This is a genomic window from Pseudomonas sp. 13B_2.1_Bac1 (assembly GCF_025466155.1).
GTDB classification, from domain to species: Bacteria; Pseudomonadota; Gammaproteobacteria; order Pseudomonadales; family Pseudomonadaceae; genus Aquipseudomonas; species Aquipseudomonas aylmerensis.
Genome location: NZ_JANLOH010000018.1, coordinates 78,447 through 96,119 on the forward strand (window position 1 = coordinate 78,447; position 17,673 = coordinate 96,119).

A 17,673-nucleotide genomic window follows, 5' to 3' on the forward strand; every position below is an offset into this window, starting at 1 on the left:
GAAGGATACGGCCATGAGCCTGTTTCATGAGTTATCAAGTGCTGTAGCGCAGCGCCTCCACCACCAGGCTCAACGCCCGCGAAGATTGGCGTCGACTCGGGTAGTAGATGTGCAGGCCGGGAAAAGTCGGAAACCATTCTTCGAGCACCCAGCACAGGCGACCCGCCGCCACGTGCTCTTTGGCCAGGTCTTCGGGCAGGTACGCCACGCCGCAGCCGTCCAGCGCCGCCGCCAGCATCGGGTAGGTGCCGTTGAACGTCAGTTGGCCCTGCACCCGCACCTGCACTTCGCGATCGCCGCTGGCCAATTCCCATGCATAGCAACCGCCGTGGGTCGGCAGGCGCAGGTTGATGCAGTTGTGCGCGGCCAGCTCGTCCGGGGTCTGCGGCGCCGGGTGGGCTTGCAGGTAGGCCGGCGACGCGACCATGGCCATGCGCAGGTCGGGGCCGATGCGCACGGCGATCATGTCCTGGGCCACCTGATTGCCCAGGCGCACGCCAATGTCATAGCGCTCGGCGACGATATCGGTCAGGCCATAGTCGGTGATGATTTCGACCTTGATGTCGGGATAGCGCGGCATGAACGCTGACAGGCGCGGCCACAGCAACGCATTCGCGGCGTAGTCGGTGGCCGAGATACGCACCGTGCCGCGCGGCGAATCGCGCAGTTCGAGGACTTCGGCCAGGTCCGACTCGATCTCGTCAAAGCGTGGCGCCAGCTTGTTGTACAGCTGCTCGCCGGCCTCGGTCGGCGCCACGCTGCGGGTGGTTCGCGTCAGCAGGCGCACCCCCAGTCGGGCTTCGAGCGCCCGCACGGTATGGCTCAGGGCTGATTGCGAAACGCCCAGCTGAGCGGCCGCACGGGTGAAGCTGCGTTCACGCGCGACCGCCACAAAAGCCAACAGGTCGCCGTAGCCTTCGCGTGCCATTGATGAACCTCATTCATAGGGTGATGACGGTGCAGCGTATCGCAGATCAATCCGACCTCGCGATGAATTGATGAGCCGGACTCATAAGCGCATGCCGGTTATGCGGCTTAATCAATGCAAGCCAGCTGCCTACCATGGGGCTCACCTGCATAAGGAGCGCCCGATGAAACTGTTGACCGCCACCACCTTCGCCACCCTGCTCCACGCGGCTGTCGTAGATGCCGATCAAGCCCAGCCGCGTCCGGACCCAAAGCCCTCCTCTGCGGTGCTGGAAGTCACGCCGCAACTGTATGCCTACACCACCGAGCTGTTATTCGGTGAGGTGTGGAAACGTACCGAACTGGCCCCGCGTGATCGCAGCCTGATCACCGTGTCGGCGCTGATCGCCAACGGGCAGGTGTCGGCACTCGCGGACCACCTCAAGCTGGGCCTCGACAATGGCCTCACCCCCAGCGAGATCAGCGCGCTGATCACGCACCTGGCGTTCTATTCAGGCTGGCCGAACGCGATGTCCGCTGCCGCAATCGCCAAGCAGGTGTTCATCGAACGAAACATCCCGGACGAGCAGATCTCGCCACCGGCAGGCGCCGCGCTGGCGCTGGACCCCGACAGTGAAGCCAAGCGCCGTGCCGCTGTCGACGCCGGTGTCGGCGGCGTGGCCCCGCAGCTCGCGCGCTACACCAATGAAGTGTTGTTCGCTGACCTGTGGCGCCAAAGCACTCTCAGCGCCCGCGACCGCAGCCTGGTCACCGTCGCCGCGTTGATCGCCCAGGGCCAGGCGGCGCAACTGCCCTTCCACCTCAACCGCGCGCTGGACAACGGCCTGAGCCAGGCCCAGGCCGCCGAGGGGGTGACGCACCTGGCGTTCTACGTGGGCTGGCCGAAGGCGATGTCGGCGGTGCCGGTGCTCAAGGAGGTCTTCGCCGCCCGGGGGCAAGGTTGACGCACACGACATAATAAAAATAGATGATCTTATTAATTCATAAGATAACAATGTCTAATAATTAGCTTATTCCAAAAAAGACTTTCACTCAGGTTTTTTATAGGAATATCTTCGTATCACAGACCGACCCCATGCCTGGCGGAGGACGTACCCCGACCACCAGGAGCCTCCCGCAGGCTGAATGGATCCTTCTCGATATGCCAGATATTCAATTCCCTAAACCGCTGAAAAAACTCCATTGGTCATTGGTGACCAGCTCCCTGCTGCTGGCCACCGCGCCCGCCTTCGCCGAAACCACCAAGGAGGATGCCAAGCTCGGCACCGTCACGGTGATCTCCACCGGCCTGCGTGGCCAGGAGCGCACCGTGGCCGACAGCCCGGCGCCGATTGATGTGATCAACAGCGACCAGTTGCTCAAGACCGGCCGCGCCGAGTTGTCCGAGGCCATCGCCAAGCTGCTGCCGTCGTTCAACTTCGGCACCAATATCGCCGGCTACAACTCGGTGACGCGCCCCCTGAGCAACCGCAGCCTCGGCCCGGCCTACACGCTGGTGCTGGTCAACGGCAAACGTCGGCACAACGGCGCCACCGGCCAGCGCGGTTCGATCGACAACAGCGGCGCGAATGCGGTGGACATCGACCTGATCCCGGTCAGCGCGGTGGACCATATCGAGGTCCTCAAAGACAGCGCTGCCGCGCAGTACGGCTCGGACGCGGTAGCCGGCGTGATCAATATCATCCTCAAGTCCACCAACAACGGCGGGCACCTGGAAACCAGCTACGGGCAGCTGTATTCGGGCCAGGGCGAAACTATCAAGGTCGCCGGCGACCAGGGCTTCAAGCTTGGTGATGGCGGGTTTTTCCACTTCTCGGCGGATGCGCGCAAACGCGGTGAAGCCTCGTGGAACGGCAAGGCCGACAACAGCGTGCGCGCATTTGCCGACCCGGCAAAAGAAGCAGCGTGGGACCGCGTGGCGATCAAGAACGGCGACCCCGATCTCAAGGCCTTCAACCTCGCCTACAACGCCGAGTTGCCACTCGAAGACCTGACCCTGTATTCGTTCTCCACCTACGGCGAGCGCGATGCCGAGGCCGCCAACTATTTCCGCCTGCCAACCGGCACGGCCGCCGTGCCCGAGGTGTTCCCCGACGGTTATTTCCCACTCAACAACATCAAGGACCGTGACTACCAGTTGCTGTTCGGCGGCAAGGGCCAGGTGGCCGACTGGAACTGGGACCTGAGCACCACCTACGGGCGCAACAACGTCCACCATTCCAGCGACCTCAATATCAACCCGTCGCTGGGCACCGCCTCGCCGACCAAATTCGACAACCTTGCCACCTTCCGCTTCGAGCAATGGGTCAACAACCTCGACTTCACGCGCCGCTACGACAGCCTGTTCAACCTGACGTCGCCGGTGCAAGTCTCGGCCGGCCTGGAACACCGCTGGGAGCATTTCAGTACCTTTGCCGGCGACCGCGAAGCCTACATCACCGGGACTTACCCGGCGGCCTCTGGCGCGCAGGCGGCGGTGACGATCCGCCCTGAAGATGAAGTCAGCCTGATCCGCAACAACTACGCCGGCTACCTGGACCTGGGTTTTGACCTGACCGAGCGCTGGTTCCTCGACCTCGCCGGTCGGGTCGAACACTACGACGATGACTCGGGCAACACCTTCGGCCTGAAGCTCAACTCACGCTACGAACTGACCGACACCGTGGCGGTACGCGGCACGGTTGGCACCGGTTTCCGCGCGCCGTCGCTGACGCAGATCGGCTATACCGTGGCCGACAACCGCGTGGCGACCGATGTGAACGGCAACGTGGTGCCCGCCGTGACGCGCCTGACGCCGTCCGGCAGCAACCTGGCCAAGGCGCTGGGGGGCGATGATCTCAAGCCGGAAAAATCGCGCAACCTCGGCCTCGGCCTGACCTGGCAACCGGCGCCGCGCACCAGCATTACCGCCGACGCCTACCTGATCGACATCGATGACCGCATCGCACTGACCAGCAACATCTACGACCGTGGCAACGGCGCGATCAACGCGATCCTCGCCGCACAAGGTGTGCCCACCGGCACCTGGGTCAACTATTACACCAACGCGTTCGATACCCGCACCAAAGGCCTGGATGTGGTGGCGGACCACACCACACCGCTGGATGCCTGGGGCGACGTGCGCTGGAGCCTGGGCTTCAACTGGAACAAGACCACCATCGAAGGCACCCCGGACACGCCGGCGGCGCTGGCCAATTCCGGCGTGACCCTGGTCGGCCGTGATCGCCAGGGCGACCTCACCGATGCCACGCCCAAGACCAAGTGGATCCTGGGCGCCAACTGGAAGGTCGATGACCTCGCGGTCAACCTGCAAACCGCCCGCTATGGCGCGGTCAAGACCTTGGCAGTCAACCCCACCGGCGACCGCAGCTTCGGCGCCAAATGGATCACCGACCTCGACGTCAGCTACACCTTCGTCGACAGCATCACCGTCAGCATCGGCGGCACCAATATCTTCGACGTGCGCCCGGACAAGCATGCCGTCTACAGCAACCTGGGCCTGGCGCCCTACGGCAACCCGCCGTTCTACCCCGGCGGCGGCTACTGGTACACCAAGCTCGCCTACGACTTCTGATCCACACCTTGCATGCACACGCATCGCCACATGAGGGCAACCCATTGAATACCTCCAACTTGATGAGCCGTCTGCTGGCCCCGTGCGCCCTGGCGCTGAGCCTCGCCGCCTGCTCGCCCGGGAATGACACCCAGGCGGGCAAAACCCTGAACATCGCGTTCTTCGGCGATAACACCACCCTGGTCAGCGTCGATCCATTCCAGGTCTACTGGCTGGAACACCGCGTGCTGCTGCGCAATGTCGCCGAGTCCCTCACCGACCAGGATCCGGAAACCGGCAAGATCATCCCCTGGCTGGCCAAAAGCTGGGAGATCAGCGACGACGCGCTGACCTACACCTTCCACCTGCGCAATGACGTGACCTTCAGCAACGGCGAGCGCTTCGATGCCAAGGCGGTGAAAACCGCATTCGACAGCGACAAGGCGCTGGCCACCGAGCTGCCGGCCACCTTCGGCGCCACCTACCTCGCCGGGTTCGATCACGCCGAAGTGGTCGACGACTTCACCGTCAAGCTGGTGCTCGCCAAGCCCAACGCAGGGTTCCTGCAAGCGACGTCCACCACTAACCTGGCGATCCTCGCGCCCGCCTCCTACGCGCTGACGGCCAAGGAACGCTCCCTGGGCAAAATCATCGGCACCGGGCCGTTCTTGCTCGCCAGCTACACGCCCGAAGTCGGCGCGCACCTGACCAAGCGCAAGGGCTACGCGTGGCCGTCGGCCAATATGAAAAACCCCGGCGAGGCGCACCTGGAGACCGTGGACATCAGCTACATCCCCGAAGAGAGCGTGCGCAACGGCCTGTTCCTGCAGGGCAAGGCCGATATCCTGTGGCCGCGCAATCCGTTCTCGGAAGTCGACCTGAAGCTGTTCCAGTCCAAGGGCGCGACCATCCAGAGCCGTTCGCTGCCGGGACCGGCACTGAACCTGTACCCCAACACCCGTGGCGAACGCATTCTGGCGGACCAGCATGTGCGCCTGGCCGTGCAGAAGTCCCTGGACCGCAAGAGCTACGCGAGCACGGTCTACAACGCCGAATTCCCGGTGGTCGACGGCATTTTCGATGTGACCACACCCTACTTCAAAAGCCAGGGCAACAAGCTGGCCTACGACCCGCAAGGCGCCGAGCAACTGCTGGACCAGGCCGGCTGGGCCAAAGGCGCCGATGGCTACCGGCAGAAAAACGGCAAGCGCCTGACCCTGAGCTACAACATCAGCCCGGCCGAAACCGCCGGTGACGTGCTGATCCAGGATCAACTGCGCAAGGTCGGCATCGAGTTGAAACTCAGCGTGGTCACCCGCGCCGAATGGGTCGCCAACAACTCCGCAGGCAACTATGACCTGACGATCAACTACATGACCCGCGCCGACCCGATCATCCTGCAAACCATCCTCGACCCGCGCAGCGCCAACAGCTCGACCGTGGCCACCAACACCTATGAACCGGCAGTCCTGGAAAAGGCCAAGGGCCTGTTCGATGCTGGCATCACCGCGACCCAAGGCCCACAACGCGCCACCGCCTACGGTGACCTGCAAGACCTGCTGATTGATGAAAGCTCGGCGTTCCCGGTGTATGAGCGCGTGTGGCAAGCGGCGACCTCGGCCAAGGTGAAAAACTTCCGCTGGACCGCCGAGGGCTTCGCGCTGCTGGGAGATATCGAGGTCGGCACGCCATGAGCCGCTACCTGATCGGCCGCGTCGGCCAGGCCCTGTTGGTGCTGTGGGGGGCCTACAGCATCACCTATTTCATTTTGTACCTGCTGCCGGGTGACACCCTGTCGATCATGCTCAGTGCCTCGGGCATGGAAGCCGATTCGCTGTCGGTGGCGGACCTGGCCAAGGCGCGCGCCTACTACGGGCTCGACAAGGGCGTGTTCGAGCAATATTTCGACCTGCTGCTGGGCGCGCTGCATGGCGATTTCGGCCAATCCCTTTCGCTCAACCGCCCGGTAGCCGCGTTGCTTGCCGAGCGCCTGCCGCAGACGCTGTCCCTGGCCGGCCTGGCGATTGTGCTGTCGCTGATCGGCGGGGTGGGCCTGGCCTACCTGACCGCCTACATCCGTTGGCAGCCGTTGAAAAAAGCCCTGGCGCGCCTGCCGTCCCTGGGTTTCTCGGTACCGGTGTTCTGGATGGGCCTGCTGCTGATCCAGGTGTTCGCGTTCGGCCTGGGCTGGTTCCCCGCCACCGGCAGCCGAGGCGTTGAAAGCCTGGTGCTGCCGGCGATCACCCTGGCGATTCCGAGTGCGGCGGTGTACGCCCAGGTGCTGCAGCGCAGTTTCCAAGGGGTGTGGCAACAGTCGTACATCGTCACCGCCTACGCCAAGGGCCTCACCCGTGGCCAGGTGCAGGCGCGGCACGGATTCAAGAACGCCGCGCTGCCGATCCTCACCCTGATCGGCCTGCAAGTGGGCAACACGGTGTCCGGTGCGGTGCTGGTGGAAACCATCTTCGCGCGCTCAGGCATCGGCCGCCTGGCCCAGGAAGCCGTGCTGCGCCAGGACATTCCGGTGGTGCTGGCGATTGTCGCTGTCTCGGCGGCGGCGTTTGTACTGGTCAACCTGTTGGTCGACCTGCTCTACCCCTGGCTTGACCCGCGAATCTCCCACACGCCAAAGGTGTCGTAGACCATGACCATCCTCGAGCAGAATCTTGGCCGCAAAACCCTCGCGGCCAGCCCCGTATGGCGTCGGCGCAGCCGCCTGCAGCGTGCACAAGCCAGCGTGTTGCCGTTGTTGCGCCGGCCGGGTTTCAGCCTGGCGGTGCTGATCGTGCTGTTCGCCCTGGTCGCGGCCGTCGCGCCGCACTGGCTGACCCACTTCGACCCTTACGCCACCGCGCCGGCGGTCAAGCTCAGCGCGCCGAACCCGACGCACTGGTTCGGCACCGATGAGCTGGGGCGTGACCTGTATACCCGCGTGGTCTACGGCTCCAGCCTGTCAGTGCTGGCGGCCTTCCTCGCGGTAGGGATCGCGTTGCTGGGCGGGCTGGGCCTGGGGATTGTCTCCGGCTTTGCCGGTGGTCGCATCGACGCGGTGATCATGCGCTTTGTCGACGTGCTGCTGGCCCTGCCGGGGCTGTTGCTGGCGTTGGCGATCGTCACTGCGATCGGCTTCGGCACGGTGCCGGTGGCCATCGCGGTGGGCGTGGGGATTATCCCCGGCTTCGCCCGTACGACCCGCGCCGAGGTGCTGCGGGTCAAGACCCTGCCCTACGTCGAAGCCGCACGCCTGGGCGGCGCCAGTTGGCGACGGACCTTGCTGCGGCACATCCTGCCCAACGCCTGGGGCCCGGTGGCAGTGTTGGCCACCCTGGATTTCGGCGCGGCCATCCTGGCCACCGCCGGCTTGAGCTTTCTCGGTTTCGGCGCCGCACCACCTGCGGCGGAATGGGGCACGCTGATCGCCAACGGCCGGCACTTCCTGATCACCGCACCGTGGGTCTCGCTGCTGCCCGGCCTGTTCCTGGTCGCGGTGGTGTTCAGCCTTAACCATATCGCCCGCACCTTCGAGGAGATCCAGCGATGAGCGCCCTTCCCCCCTTAGTCGATGTGCGCCAACTGAGTGTCAGCTACCGACACGGCCAGACGGCGGTCAATCGCCTGTCGCTGAGCCTCGCCCAAGGCGAGACACTGGCGATTGTCGGCGAGTCCGGCTCGGGCAAGACCACCCTGGCCAATGCAATCCTCGGCCTGTTGCCGGACAACGCGCAGATCAGTGCCGGCGAACTGTGGATCGAGGGCACCGACCTCACCCACGCCAACGAACGCCAGAAACGCCACCTGCGCGGGCGTACCATCGGCCTGGTGCCCCAGGACCCGATGGTCAGCCTCAACCCGACCCTGCGCGTCGGCCAGCAGATCGGCGAAGCGCTGGTGTTGGCCAAGGGCAAGCGCTACCCCGGGGTTGACGCCGACATCGTCGAGTTGCTGCAACAGGTCGGTATCGACAAGCCGGTGCTGCGCGCACGCCAGTATCCCCATGAGCTTTCCGGCGGCATGCGCCAGCGCGTGCTGATCGCCATCGCCCTGGCCGGCAACCCGCGGCTGATCATCGCCGACGAGCCGACCAGCGCACTCGACGTCACCGTGCAGCGCAAAATCCTCGACCACTTGCAGCGCCTGGTCAGTGAGCGCGGGATTTCGCTGCTGATCATCACCCATGACCTGGGCGTGGCGCTTGACCGCGCCGACCGCATCCTGGTGATGCAACAAGGCGAAGTGGTCGAACAAGGCCCACCCCGGCAGATCCTCGTCGCCCCCCAGCACGACTACACCCGCGCGCTGATCGCCGCAGCGCCGGCGTTCGCCAGGCGCCGTGAGCCGCCTATCCATATTGATCCCACCCGGCAGCCGATCCTGCGCCTGCAAAACGTCGGCAAGACGTTCGTGCTGCCCAAGGTCAAGGGTGAAGACCCCGCGTTTGTAGCGCTGGAAGACCTGAGCCTGCAGGTCTACCCCGGACAAACCCTGGCCATCGTCGGTGAGTCGGGCTCAGGCAAGAGCACCGCACTGCGCATCGCCCTGGGGCTGGAAAAGCCCAGCCGTGGCCGGGTCTGGTTCGAGCAACAGGACGTGACCGACCTCAGTTGGCGCGACTTCCGCCCGCTGCGCCAGCGCCTGCAGCTGGTGCAACAAAACCCGTTCGCCGCGCTGGACCCGCGCTTCACCGTGTTCGACAGCATCGTCGAGCCGCTGGTGTCGTTCGGTCTGCTCAAGGGCCCGGCCCTGGAACAGGCCGCGCGCGAGTTGATCAGCCGTGTGCACCTGCCGGTCAGTTACCTTGACCGCCTGCCCCGCGAGCTATCCGGCGGCCAGTGCCAGCGGGTGGCCATTGCCCGGTCGCTGGCGCTGAAACCCGACCTGTTGCTGCTGGATGAGCCGGTCAGCGCGCTGGATGTGTCGGTGCAGGCACATATCCTCGACCTGCTCGAAGAGCTGCAACGGGAGATGGGCATTGCCTACGTGCTGGTGTCCCATGACCTGTCGGTGGTGGCCAACTTTGCCCATCAGGTGCTGGTGTTGCGCAATGGCCGGGTGATTGAACAAGGCTCGGTGGAGCAGATTTTCAACACGCCGGCCAGTGACTACACGCGTGAATTGATTGCCGCCATCCCAGGACGGCAGGTCACGGCGACGGCGGCGTGATCAGCCGCCTGACCGCTCACGCAGCAAACTGACCCTGGGTGTGAGGTTGATCCGCACCCGCTGCCAGTCGACGAATTGAGCCGCCTTGCCGGTCCAGATCGACCTTGCCGTCGGCGGCGCATGCAGGCTCATCTGCGGCGGCATGCGATGGACCCGGCTGGCGCGGGTGAACCAGCAGAGTCTGGTGTAGCGCGGCAGTTCATGAAGTTTGGCCGCGTGCACAGCCACCGGGCAGATCAACAACAGGTCGCCGAATGCAAACAGCTGGTACGCGTCCACCTGCACGCGTGCGTCGTCGCGCAGGTGTGTGTGCCATTGCAGTGAATCCAGATCGCCCAGTTTGACCTGGTCCTCCAGGATGAATCGGGCGGCGTGGTTCTGGCGGATTTCCAACGTGCCCGCGACGATGTAAGTAATGCTCGACATCGGCCCGCGCGCGGACAGCAGGAACAGGACGAAGAACATCACTACCGATGCGGCCACTGTGGACACCCGGCGCAACAGGCTGCCCTTGACCACGAAAAACAACAGCGCCGGGATCAGGCTGAACACAAAGGAACCAATCGAGAACAGCGCGACAAACCTGACCGCCGCGGCATCGTCCTGGCCGACATAGCTGTCCAGGATCAACAGTGTCGGCAATGTCCCGGAGACCACGGTAAACAGCAGCATGATGGCAAGGGGGACGTACACCCACTTCCGATGGCCACGGGGCGCCCCTTGCGCGATCAGCACCCGCACCCGCCTGATCCGATTCAGGCCGAACAGCGCCAGCAAGGTCATGCCCGAAACAATCAGCAGGGCCTGCCCGGCGCCGACGTCTTCGTTCCAGTAAAACGCCAACGCCATGAAGGTGGAGAACCCGACCACCAACGGCACCAACAGGCACAACGCGATGCATCGGGTACTGTCGCGGCGGCTATAAAGCAATGAAACCGACATGCCATACAACCACGCCGACACCATCAGCACCGCCAACTGCAGGGTCATCATGAACATCACGACGAGCACCCACACCAGCAGGGCCGACTTGGCATCCAGCGTGGACATGAAAATATCCGCGCGGCCAATGGCCTTGATGTAGATGTAAAGGCTGAGCATGCCAAAGCCCGTGCCCAGAAAAATCACCGTCACCGTAAACGGTGTCCAGTGCTCAAGCAGGTGCTTGAACCCTCTGCGAAAAAATACCTGGAACGTTGAAGCGGTCGCTGCGGACATCAGATCTCCTTGAAGTAAACCATCCCGGGGGGCTGTTTTAATCCACAAAGCGCTGCACCGCAAACAGTCTCGACCTGGCGTCCTTGCCATGGGCCGTCGGCAGCCGAAGCCTTCAAGGCCCAAACACGCGCGGTTTTGCCCGCGCCAACCGTTGATGGGCTGACGCAGCCCGCATGCCGATAGTGCCGATGGCCTCACCCGCCAGCCGTAACGGCTCGAGCGGCTGCCGGTTGGTAAGCGCGCCACTGGCGGGCACTCGCACGTATCTGCGCATCCAGCGCCTGGCAGTCGGACTCGCTGCCCGGCGGCTGCCCTGGAAGCAGATGCGGCAGTACCAGCTCGATGGACACATCGCCGCTGAAGCCGTTGGCCACCAATGCCTGGTACTGGGCGGCGAAGTCGATGTGCCCGGTGCCGATAGCGCCTCGTCCGGAATCCGAGATGTGATAGATCGCGGTGAGGGGCGCGCAGTCACGCAGCGTCTGCACCGGGTCGGGCTCATTGATGTTCATGTGGAAGCTGTCCAGCACCATGCGCAGGTTGTCACTGACGACCGCGCGGATCAGCTCCCGGCATTGCTGCGCCGTATTGATCAACGGCAATTCAAAATGGTTGCACGGCTCGTACAAGGTGGGCACGCCGCGGCGTTGGGCATAGGCGTCGATCACTTTGCAGCACGCCAGCAGTCGCGCGTACGCCGAGGCAGCATCCGGGCAATTACGTGTCCACAGCGACAGGCCTTGCAAGGTCACGGGCACGTTGCCCAGCTCGGCCGCGAAATCGATGACCTTCCGGTAATAATCCACGGCCAGGTCTTGCGTGGCGTCGGCGCTGTGCTGCGGCCCGGCATTGATCGGGTCGACCGCGAGAATCGTGATGCCTGCCCGACGTGCCTGCTCGCGCAGGTCTACCGGGCAGGCGTCGCGGTGATCACCTGAATACTGGATGCCGTCCAGCCCCAGGGCGAGCGCCTTGGCCAGCACCGCTTGCGGCTCGCTGAGCCCGAGTGTCCAGGTCACTACAGCCAGTTTCATAGACATCCCCTCAGCCTTTTGGATGAAACTCGATTGCCAGCCAGATCGCATCCGAATCCGACCAGTAGCGATGCCATGGATAGGTAGGACTGCCCTCGATATCCACAAGGGTGAAGGGGTCGTGCGTGTAGCCTGGTGCCATGCTGATCTGCCGGTACAGCGTGCTTGCGTCGCGCTCACGGAATAACTGGATGCGCCCTGCCCCGTGGATCTGGGTATGAATTTCCACAAAAGGGTGTTCATTGTGCAAGTAACAGTCGGTGTTGGTCGGCGCCCACCACAGGTTGAGGCGAATCGTGTACTCGCGTGCATCCACCACCGCCTCGCGCTGGTTGGCGAAGGCAAACGGGTCCAGGCGCACCGCGCCAATCTCGTCGTAGCGCGAGATGTACAACGGCGTGGTGCGCGGAAACTTGGCAAAGCGGTTCCCAAACCAGTCCCACTCCCCCAGCACGATGCCGCCCAGGTCGACCTCGCTGCGCACGCGGAACACCGCCATGCGTGCGGCCTCGGCGACCACGGCGTTGAACAGCACGGTGGATTTCCACGCAGGCACCACACTCGGTACCGGGCCGCCGATGCTCATGGGGCGGTGATCGAGGTTGACCACCACGCCCGCCTCGACGGTAAAGTCTTTTACGTTCTCGACCAGGTAACACTCGACGAACTGGTCACTGAATTGCAGCGCTCGCTGTTGATTGAATCGCATCACTTCGCAGGCCCTATCGGTTCTGGAATAAAGCCCCGCGCTCGTCCATGAGCGCAGGGAGTTGGCATCAGCGCATCAGAAACCGCGGTTCTTCACATACTCGTCGCGGTACTCGCCCAGGTAGTCGGGCACCGTGATGTCCCACCAGCCGGTGGGGTGCATGTTGCTCCAGGGGCGTTCGATCGAGCAGATTGCCTCGATCACGTAGGGCTGATTGGACGCGAGTGCGCGGTCCACCGCGGCGCCGATCTGCAGCGGGTCGGTCACCCGCTCGGCGGCGGCACCCAGCGACTTGGCGAAATCGGCAATGTTGGCCGACCAGGACGCGCCGTCCGGGGTGCGGAAATCGGTGATGATTTCGCGGTCCTCGCCGAACATGTTCAGTTGCAGGTTACGGATCGCGCCCCAGCCACCGTTGTTGATGATCAGGAAAATCGCCGGTACGCCCATCATCACCGCCGTTGCCAGCTCCTGGCCGGTCTGCAGGAACGCGCCGTCCCCGCAAATGGCAACCACCGGCTGATTCGGCGCGCCCATCTTCGCGCCAATGGCGGCTGGCAGCGCAAAACCGATTCCGGAGAAACCACCCGGCGTGATGTGCTGCTTGGGGCCATACACCGGAAACTCGTTGAACACCTGGTTCTGCGGGTTGCTGGAGTCGGTCACGACAATGGTGTTGCGCGGCAGGATCTTGCGCGCTTCGAACAGCACCTGGGACACCGTCATCGGCGACTGATTGCAGGTACGCAGCGGCGCCAGGTGTTCCTCCCACTTGGCCTTCAGGTGCTGCAGGCGCTGGAACATTGGCGAGGTGCTGTAGTCACGCGCCGCCCCGCTGTTACGCAATGCGGCCAGCAGCGCCTGCAGGATCGGCCCCGCATCGCCGACGATGCCGACTTCCACCGGGTAGTTCTTGCCCAGCTCGAAGCCATCGATATCGATCTGGATCAGTTGGGTCTGGTTCGGAATATCGAAGGTCACGCCGGGCCGGTAGGAGGACGTGATTCGATCACTGAAGCGGCAACCGACGGCCAGGATCACATCGGCCTCGCGGGTCATCGCATTGCCGGGGATCGAGCCGAGGTCGCCGCACGGCCAGGCATACAGCGGATGGTCCTCGGGGATCGAGCCTTTGCCCATGAACGAGGTGGTCACCGCGGCGCCCAGGTGTTCGGCGATGGCGACCAGGTCGTCACTGGCGTTCGCGGCGATCACGCCGCCGCCCGCCATGATCACCGGACGTTCAGCCGACAACAGCAGGTGCACGGCACGCGCGATGTCGGCCGGGTCGCCGTGCAGGCGGCCGTGGCCACGGTGCGTCTGCGGCGCTGGCAACTCGATTTCCGCACATTCGGCCTGCAAGTCCTGCGGCAGGTTGATCAAGGTAGGGCCACGGCGCCCTTCGAGCATCACGTTGAACGCTTGGGTCATGACCCCGGGCAACTGCGCCACCGTGCCCGGTTGCCACCAGCGCTTCACCACGGGTTCCGCCATGCGCGGGAAGTTATCGCCGTGGGGACGGTCGAGTTCCTGCAGCACGCCTTTGCCCAGCATGTAGGTGTGCACACCGCCACTGATCACCAGTTGCGGCAGCGAGTCGGCGAACGCGGTGGCGATCCCCGTCAGGGTATTGGTCGCCCCAGGCCCGATGGACGCGCAGACAGCCGCGATTTGCCCGCTGGATCGATAGAAGCCGTCAGCCATGTGTGACGCACCTTGCTCGTGCATGGCCGGCACCAGGGTGATCTCATCCTTGCGGTCGACAAAGGCGTCCAGCAGCGCGGTATTGCCATGCCCCGGGATCCCGAAGACATAGGGCACTTTCTCGCGGATAAGGTACTCGACCACGATTTGCCCACCGGTCATTTTTTTTGTTTTCGTATCAGTCATGCTGCGCTCCTGCTATGGCGTAAAGAGAGAGTGTCGCGGCCTGTTGTTCATCAGGCCGCCGGATAGAGGTGATGCCGAATTCCGTCGCGAGAATATGTTCCGCAGCCCGCAGCGCCTGGGCGGCGATGGTCAAGGCCGGGTTGACCGCGGCGGACGACGGCATGAATGACGCATCGATCACGAACAGGTTCGCGTGGTCATGGCTGCGGCAATAGATGTCCAGGGCCGAGGTCGTCGGGTCGCGACCAAATCGCACGGTGCCGCACTGGTGAGAGGTGGAGTGCTTGAGCAACGGCTTGGTCAATACGATCGGGTAACCGCTGGCACGCAGCAGCGCCACCATCTTCTTGATGAACCGACGGTGGGGGCGCAGGTTGTTGCGGCGGATCGCCATCTGGATCTGGCCATCCTTGATCAGGATGCGGCTGTCGGGGTCCGGCAGGTCTTCCGAGAAGGCAATCCAGTCCATGCTGTGCTTGGCCATGGTGGCGCCGACCACCTTGGGCATGAACGGCACATTGGCCGAGAGCATCCCGCCCTGGAGTTTGCCGAGCATCTGCGCATGGCCCAGTGGGAAGGGATAATCCGGCGCGCCGAAGTAGAACTCGTTCATCGACACGGTTTTCTGGAACACCGTGTCGTTGGGGCGCGGTGACAACCCCATCAATGCGGTCTGGTTATGTGCCATGTAGTAACGGCCAACCACGTCCGAGCTGTTCGCGACGCCATTCGGCGCGGCTTCGCACGCCGACCGCAGCAGCAAGGCCGCACTGTTGACGGCGCCACAGGAGACCACGATGAGCCGGGCGGTCAGTACTTCAGTCTGGCCGTCACTTTCCACCACGACCCCGGTCACTTGCTTGCCGTCCTGGCTGAGCAGCAACCGCTTGACCAAGGTGTTGGTACGCAGGGTCACATTGCCCGTTGCCAGCGCAGGCTGCACCAGTGCGGTCTCTGCCTCCATTTTTGCCGAAATCCGGCAAGGAAATCCGTCGCAGGTCTTGCACAGCGTGCAGTGGCCGTCAGCCGAATAATCGACCGCCAGCGGCATCGCCGAGGTCCGCGCGCCCGCCGCCCGCATGCCCTTGCACATGTGCTCGACGATAGGCGCCGACGCCACCGCAGGGTACGGATACGGCTTGCTGCGCCACGGCGCCGACGGATCGTCGCGGTCGTCACCGTGCACTTTGAAAATCTGCTCGGCCTGGGTGTAATACGGTTCGAACTCGGCGTAACTGACCGGCCACGCCGGCGACACGCCCTCCTCGTGCTGCAGCACCTCGAAATCCCGCTCGCGGTAGCGGATCATCGAGCCGCCATAGAACTTGGTACAGCCGCCGACGTTGTAGTAGATGCTCGGGCGAAACGGCTTGCCTTGGGCATCCAGCCAGGTGTCGTGGGCGGTGTATTTCTTGTCGAAGAACACCGAGGCCACACGCCAGTTGTCCGCTTCCTTCGGCACCCAGTCGCCACGCTCGAGCATCAGCACGTTCACCCCGTGTTCGGCCAGGCGGCGGGCGGTCATGGCGCCGCCGACCCCGCTGCCGATCACGATGACTTCAGGAGTGGCTTGCATTTAAATCTTCGCCTCGCTGTTGTTGGCAGCTGCGGATGCAGCCGGATGGCCAGCCGAGGCGCCGGGTTTGACCCGCATCAACAGCGGACCGAAGATCGCGATCAGGCTCATGAGCACCAGCGGCATGTAGAACAGCGCGCCGATGCCGTAGGTGCTCACCAGGTACGAATAGACCGCCGGGCCACCGAGCATGCCGCCAAACCCGATGCCGTTGACGATGCCGACATTGCGGCCCGAGTTGGCCGGGTCCTTGCGCCCCGCCGCCGACAGCATGAGCGGCGCGATACAGGCGAGCCCGAGCCCCAGCAGAGCAAAGCCGGCCATGCCCATCACCGGGGCGTGGCTCAGGGTCGCCAGGAAGATGCCGACAATCGAGATTGCGCCGCAGCAGAACACCATCGCCGCCGCACCGATACGCTCGGCCAGCCAGTCACCGGTCATGCGCGCGATAAACCCGGCGCCGGTAAAGAAGCTGATGGCCAGGCCAGCGGTCGAGATGGTCATGCCGGTCTCGCGCACCAGGAACTCCTGGCCCCAGTCGCTGACCGAGCTTTCACTGATCATCCCGGCAATCAGCAGCGCGCCGAAAGCCACCATCAACATCAGCACTTTCCAGTTACGCGCGGTGGGCGCGGCGGCGCTGCGGGTCGGTTCGTGGTTGACCGGCAGCAGCTCGTCCTTGCCGAGCATGAACTGGCTGGTCACCAGGCTCAGCAGCGCCAGTGAAACGCCGGCCACCGTGAAGGGAATAATCGCGCTGTCGGAAGAAAAGCCGGCGAGGTAGCTGGCCAGGATTCCAAACAGAAAGCCGCCCAACGAAAAGTACGCATGAAACGCCGACATGATGGAGCGTTGATAGAACCGTTCGACCTGCACACCGTGCGCATTCAGGGCGGTATCGACCGACCCGCGCAAGGCGCCCAACAGGCACCCGAACATCAGCGCGAAGGTGTATTGCGAGGCAAACCCCAGGGCGATGAGCGAGAGTGGATAGGCCAGCAAGGTGGTGCGGATTACGGTTCGTGGGCCGAACCGATCGACGAAATACCCGACGATGAATGCACCGAAGGTACCGCCGATGGCAATCCCCAGGGCGACCATGCCGAAGTTCAGGTCGCCGAGGCTTCCCTCCATGCCTAAATGGTTTCGAAACGCGCTCACCCCGACCGACCAGGTGTAAAACAGCGCCCCCATGATCATGAAGCCCGCGAACGTGGCCATTCGCGCTTTCTTGATTCTGGGCGTAACCAGGGAGTTGTCGCGTTTGCTCGATAACATGGATCACCTGTCGAGGGGCTGAGGCCCCTTCGTTATTGGAATTAATGACCGCTGGCCATCAGTATTTAGACAGTGATGTTGCAAGGTGCCCCACGTGGAAGGTCGCTCTTGATGGCTGACATGCACGCGCTCATGGACTGCCGGCGAGCAGGCCGCGTGGACGTTTCGAGTATCGAGAGATCGTGCGCGCGGCTCAATTTCGCAGATGGCTGTGGTGTGACGCAGACCGACGCACATGTGCAGCAGCGACAGTCCGGCAAGTGCGCGCTGGACGCTCGGTTGCAGACTATCTAGCATGCTCGGCATGCAGCTCACGCCTGATCCGCTG

At 63.8% G+C, this 17,673-nt stretch carries 13 protein-coding genes; 6 read left to right on the plus strand and 7 right to left on the minus strand.

Going from position 1 to position 17,673, the window contains the following annotated elements; genetic code table 11:
* Positions 1–34: 34 nt before the first annotated feature.
* Positions 35–928, minus strand: a complete 894-nt coding sequence (locus NTD80_RS04440) for a LysR family transcriptional regulator (RefSeq protein WP_262132317.1) — start codon at positions 926–928, stop codon at positions 35–37.
* A 163-nt stretch (positions 929–1,091) separates the two neighbouring features.
* On the opposite strand from NTD80_RS04440, the gene NTD80_RS04445 reads away from it, so the two are divergent.
* The 6 genes from NTD80_RS04445 (at position 1,092) to NTD80_RS04470 (ending at position 9,640) form a co-directional block, all read left to right on the plus strand.
* Positions 1,092–1,871, plus strand: a complete 780-nt coding sequence (locus NTD80_RS04445) for a carboxymuconolactone decarboxylase family protein (RefSeq protein ID WP_262132318.1) — start codon at positions 1,092–1,094, stop codon at positions 1,869–1,871.
* Between the two features lie 197 nt (positions 1,872–2,068).
* The gene (locus tag NTD80_RS04450; protein WP_262132319.1) at positions 2,069–4,501 is read left to right on the plus strand and encodes a TonB-dependent receptor plug domain-containing protein; all 2,433 of its coding nucleotides are present in this window, start codon (positions 2,069–2,071) and stop codon (positions 4,499–4,501) included.
* A gap of 62 nt (positions 4,502–4,563) precedes the next feature.
* Positions 4,564–6,174 (plus strand): ABC transporter substrate-binding protein, encoded by a 1,611-nt coding sequence (locus NTD80_RS04455; RefSeq protein ID WP_262132376.1) that lies wholly within the window; start codon positions 4,564–4,566, stop codon positions 6,172–6,174.
* Positions 6,171–7,121, plus strand: coding sequence for an ABC transporter permease (locus tag NTD80_RS04460; protein ID WP_262132320.1), 951 nt, complete (start codon positions 6,171–6,173; stop codon positions 7,119–7,121). Before NTD80_RS04455 ends, NTD80_RS04460 begins: the two co-directional genes overlap by 4 nt.
* Before the next feature lie 3 nt (positions 7,122–7,124).
* Entirely contained in the window at positions 7,125–8,021 is an 897-nt protein-coding gene (locus tag NTD80_RS04465; RefSeq protein WP_065905050.1) for an ABC transporter permease, read from the plus strand.
* Positions 8,018–9,640, plus strand: a complete 1,623-nt coding sequence (locus tag NTD80_RS04470; RefSeq protein ID WP_262132321.1) for a dipeptide ABC transporter ATP-binding protein — start codon at positions 8,018–8,020, stop codon at positions 9,638–9,640. Before NTD80_RS04465 ends, NTD80_RS04470 begins: the two co-directional genes overlap by 4 nt.
* Here the strand turns inward: NTD80_RS04470 and NTD80_RS04475 are convergent, their stop codons facing one another.
* From NTD80_RS04475 to NTD80_RS04500, 6 genes are all read right to left on the minus strand, one after another.
* Positions 9,641–10,858 (minus strand): hypothetical protein, encoded by a 1,218-nt coding sequence (locus NTD80_RS04475; protein ID WP_262132322.1) that lies wholly within the window; start codon positions 10,856–10,858, stop codon positions 9,641–9,643.
* A gap of 194 nt (positions 10,859–11,052) precedes the next feature.
* Complete coding sequence (locus tag NTD80_RS04480) at positions 11,053–11,892, minus strand: sugar phosphate isomerase/epimerase family protein (protein ID WP_262132323.1); 840 nt, start codon at positions 11,890–11,892, stop codon at positions 11,053–11,055.
* Between the two features lie 10 nt (positions 11,893–11,902).
* Complete coding sequence (locus NTD80_RS04485) at positions 11,903–12,601, minus strand: hypothetical protein (RefSeq protein WP_262132324.1); 699 nt, start codon at positions 12,599–12,601, stop codon at positions 11,903–11,905.
* A gap of 75 nt (positions 12,602–12,676) precedes the next feature.
* Positions 12,677–14,491 (minus strand): thiamine pyrophosphate-binding protein, encoded by a 1,815-nt coding sequence (locus NTD80_RS04490; RefSeq protein ID WP_262132325.1) that lies wholly within the window; start codon positions 14,489–14,491, stop codon positions 12,677–12,679.
* Positions 14,484–16,067, minus strand: coding sequence for a GMC family oxidoreductase (locus NTD80_RS04495; protein WP_106803996.1), 1,584 nt, complete (start codon positions 16,065–16,067; stop codon positions 14,484–14,486). The genes NTD80_RS04490 and NTD80_RS04495 overlap by 8 nt, the downstream gene beginning before the upstream one ends.
* Complete coding sequence (locus NTD80_RS04500) at positions 16,068–17,288, minus strand: MFS transporter (RefSeq protein WP_262132326.1); 1,221 nt, start codon at positions 17,286–17,288, stop codon at positions 16,068–16,070. It abuts the gene before it with no gap.
* Between the last annotated feature and the right edge of the window lie 385 nt (positions 17,289–17,673).

What these genes read in the sequence shown, in the direction of transcription:
- NTD80_RS04440 (WP_262132317.1), bottom strand. Translation starts at nt 928, where the DNA reads ATGGCACGCGAAGGCTACGGCGACCTGTTGGCTTTTGTGGCGGTCGCG.
- NTD80_RS04445 (WP_262132318.1), top strand. Translation starts at nt 1,092, where the DNA reads ATGAAACTGTTGACCGCCACCACCTTCGCCACCCTGCTCCACGCGGCT.
- NTD80_RS04450 (WP_262132319.1), top strand. Translation starts at nt 2,069, where the DNA reads ATGCCAGATATTCAATTCCCTAAACCGCTGAAAAAACTCCATTGGTCA.
- NTD80_RS04455 (WP_262132376.1), top strand. Translation starts at nt 4,564, where the DNA reads ATGAGCCGTCTGCTGGCCCCGTGCGCCCTGGCGCTGAGCCTCGCCGCC.
- NTD80_RS04460 (WP_262132320.1), top strand. Translation starts at nt 6,171, where the DNA reads ATGAGCCGCTACCTGATCGGCCGCGTCGGCCAGGCCCTGTTGGTGCTG.
- NTD80_RS04465 (WP_065905050.1), top strand. Translation starts at nt 7,125, where the DNA reads ATGACCATCCTCGAGCAGAATCTTGGCCGCAAAACCCTCGCGGCCAGC.
- NTD80_RS04470 (WP_262132321.1), top strand. Translation starts at nt 8,018, where the DNA reads ATGAGCGCCCTTCCCCCCTTAGTCGATGTGCGCCAACTGAGTGTCAGC.
- NTD80_RS04475 (WP_262132322.1), bottom strand. Translation starts at nt 10,858, where the DNA reads ATGTCCGCAGCGACCGCTTCAACGTTCCAGGTATTTTTTCGCAGAGGG.
- NTD80_RS04480 (WP_262132323.1), bottom strand. Translation starts at nt 11,892, where the DNA reads ATGAAACTGGCTGTAGTGACCTGGACACTCGGGCTCAGCGAGCCGCAA.
- NTD80_RS04485 (WP_262132324.1), bottom strand. Translation starts at nt 12,601, where the DNA reads ATGCGATTCAATCAACAGCGAGCGCTGCAATTCAGTGACCAGTTCGTC.
- NTD80_RS04490 (WP_262132325.1), bottom strand. Translation starts at nt 14,491, where the DNA reads ATGACTGATACGAAAACAAAAAAAATGACCGGTGGGCAAATCGTGGTC.
- NTD80_RS04495 (WP_106803996.1), bottom strand. Translation starts at nt 16,067, where the DNA reads ATGCAAGCCACTCCTGAAGTCATCGTGATCGGCAGCGGGGTCGGCGGC.
- NTD80_RS04500 (WP_262132326.1), bottom strand. Translation starts at nt 17,288, where the DNA reads ATGGCCACGTTCGCGGGCTTCATGATCATGGGGGCGCTGTTTTACACC.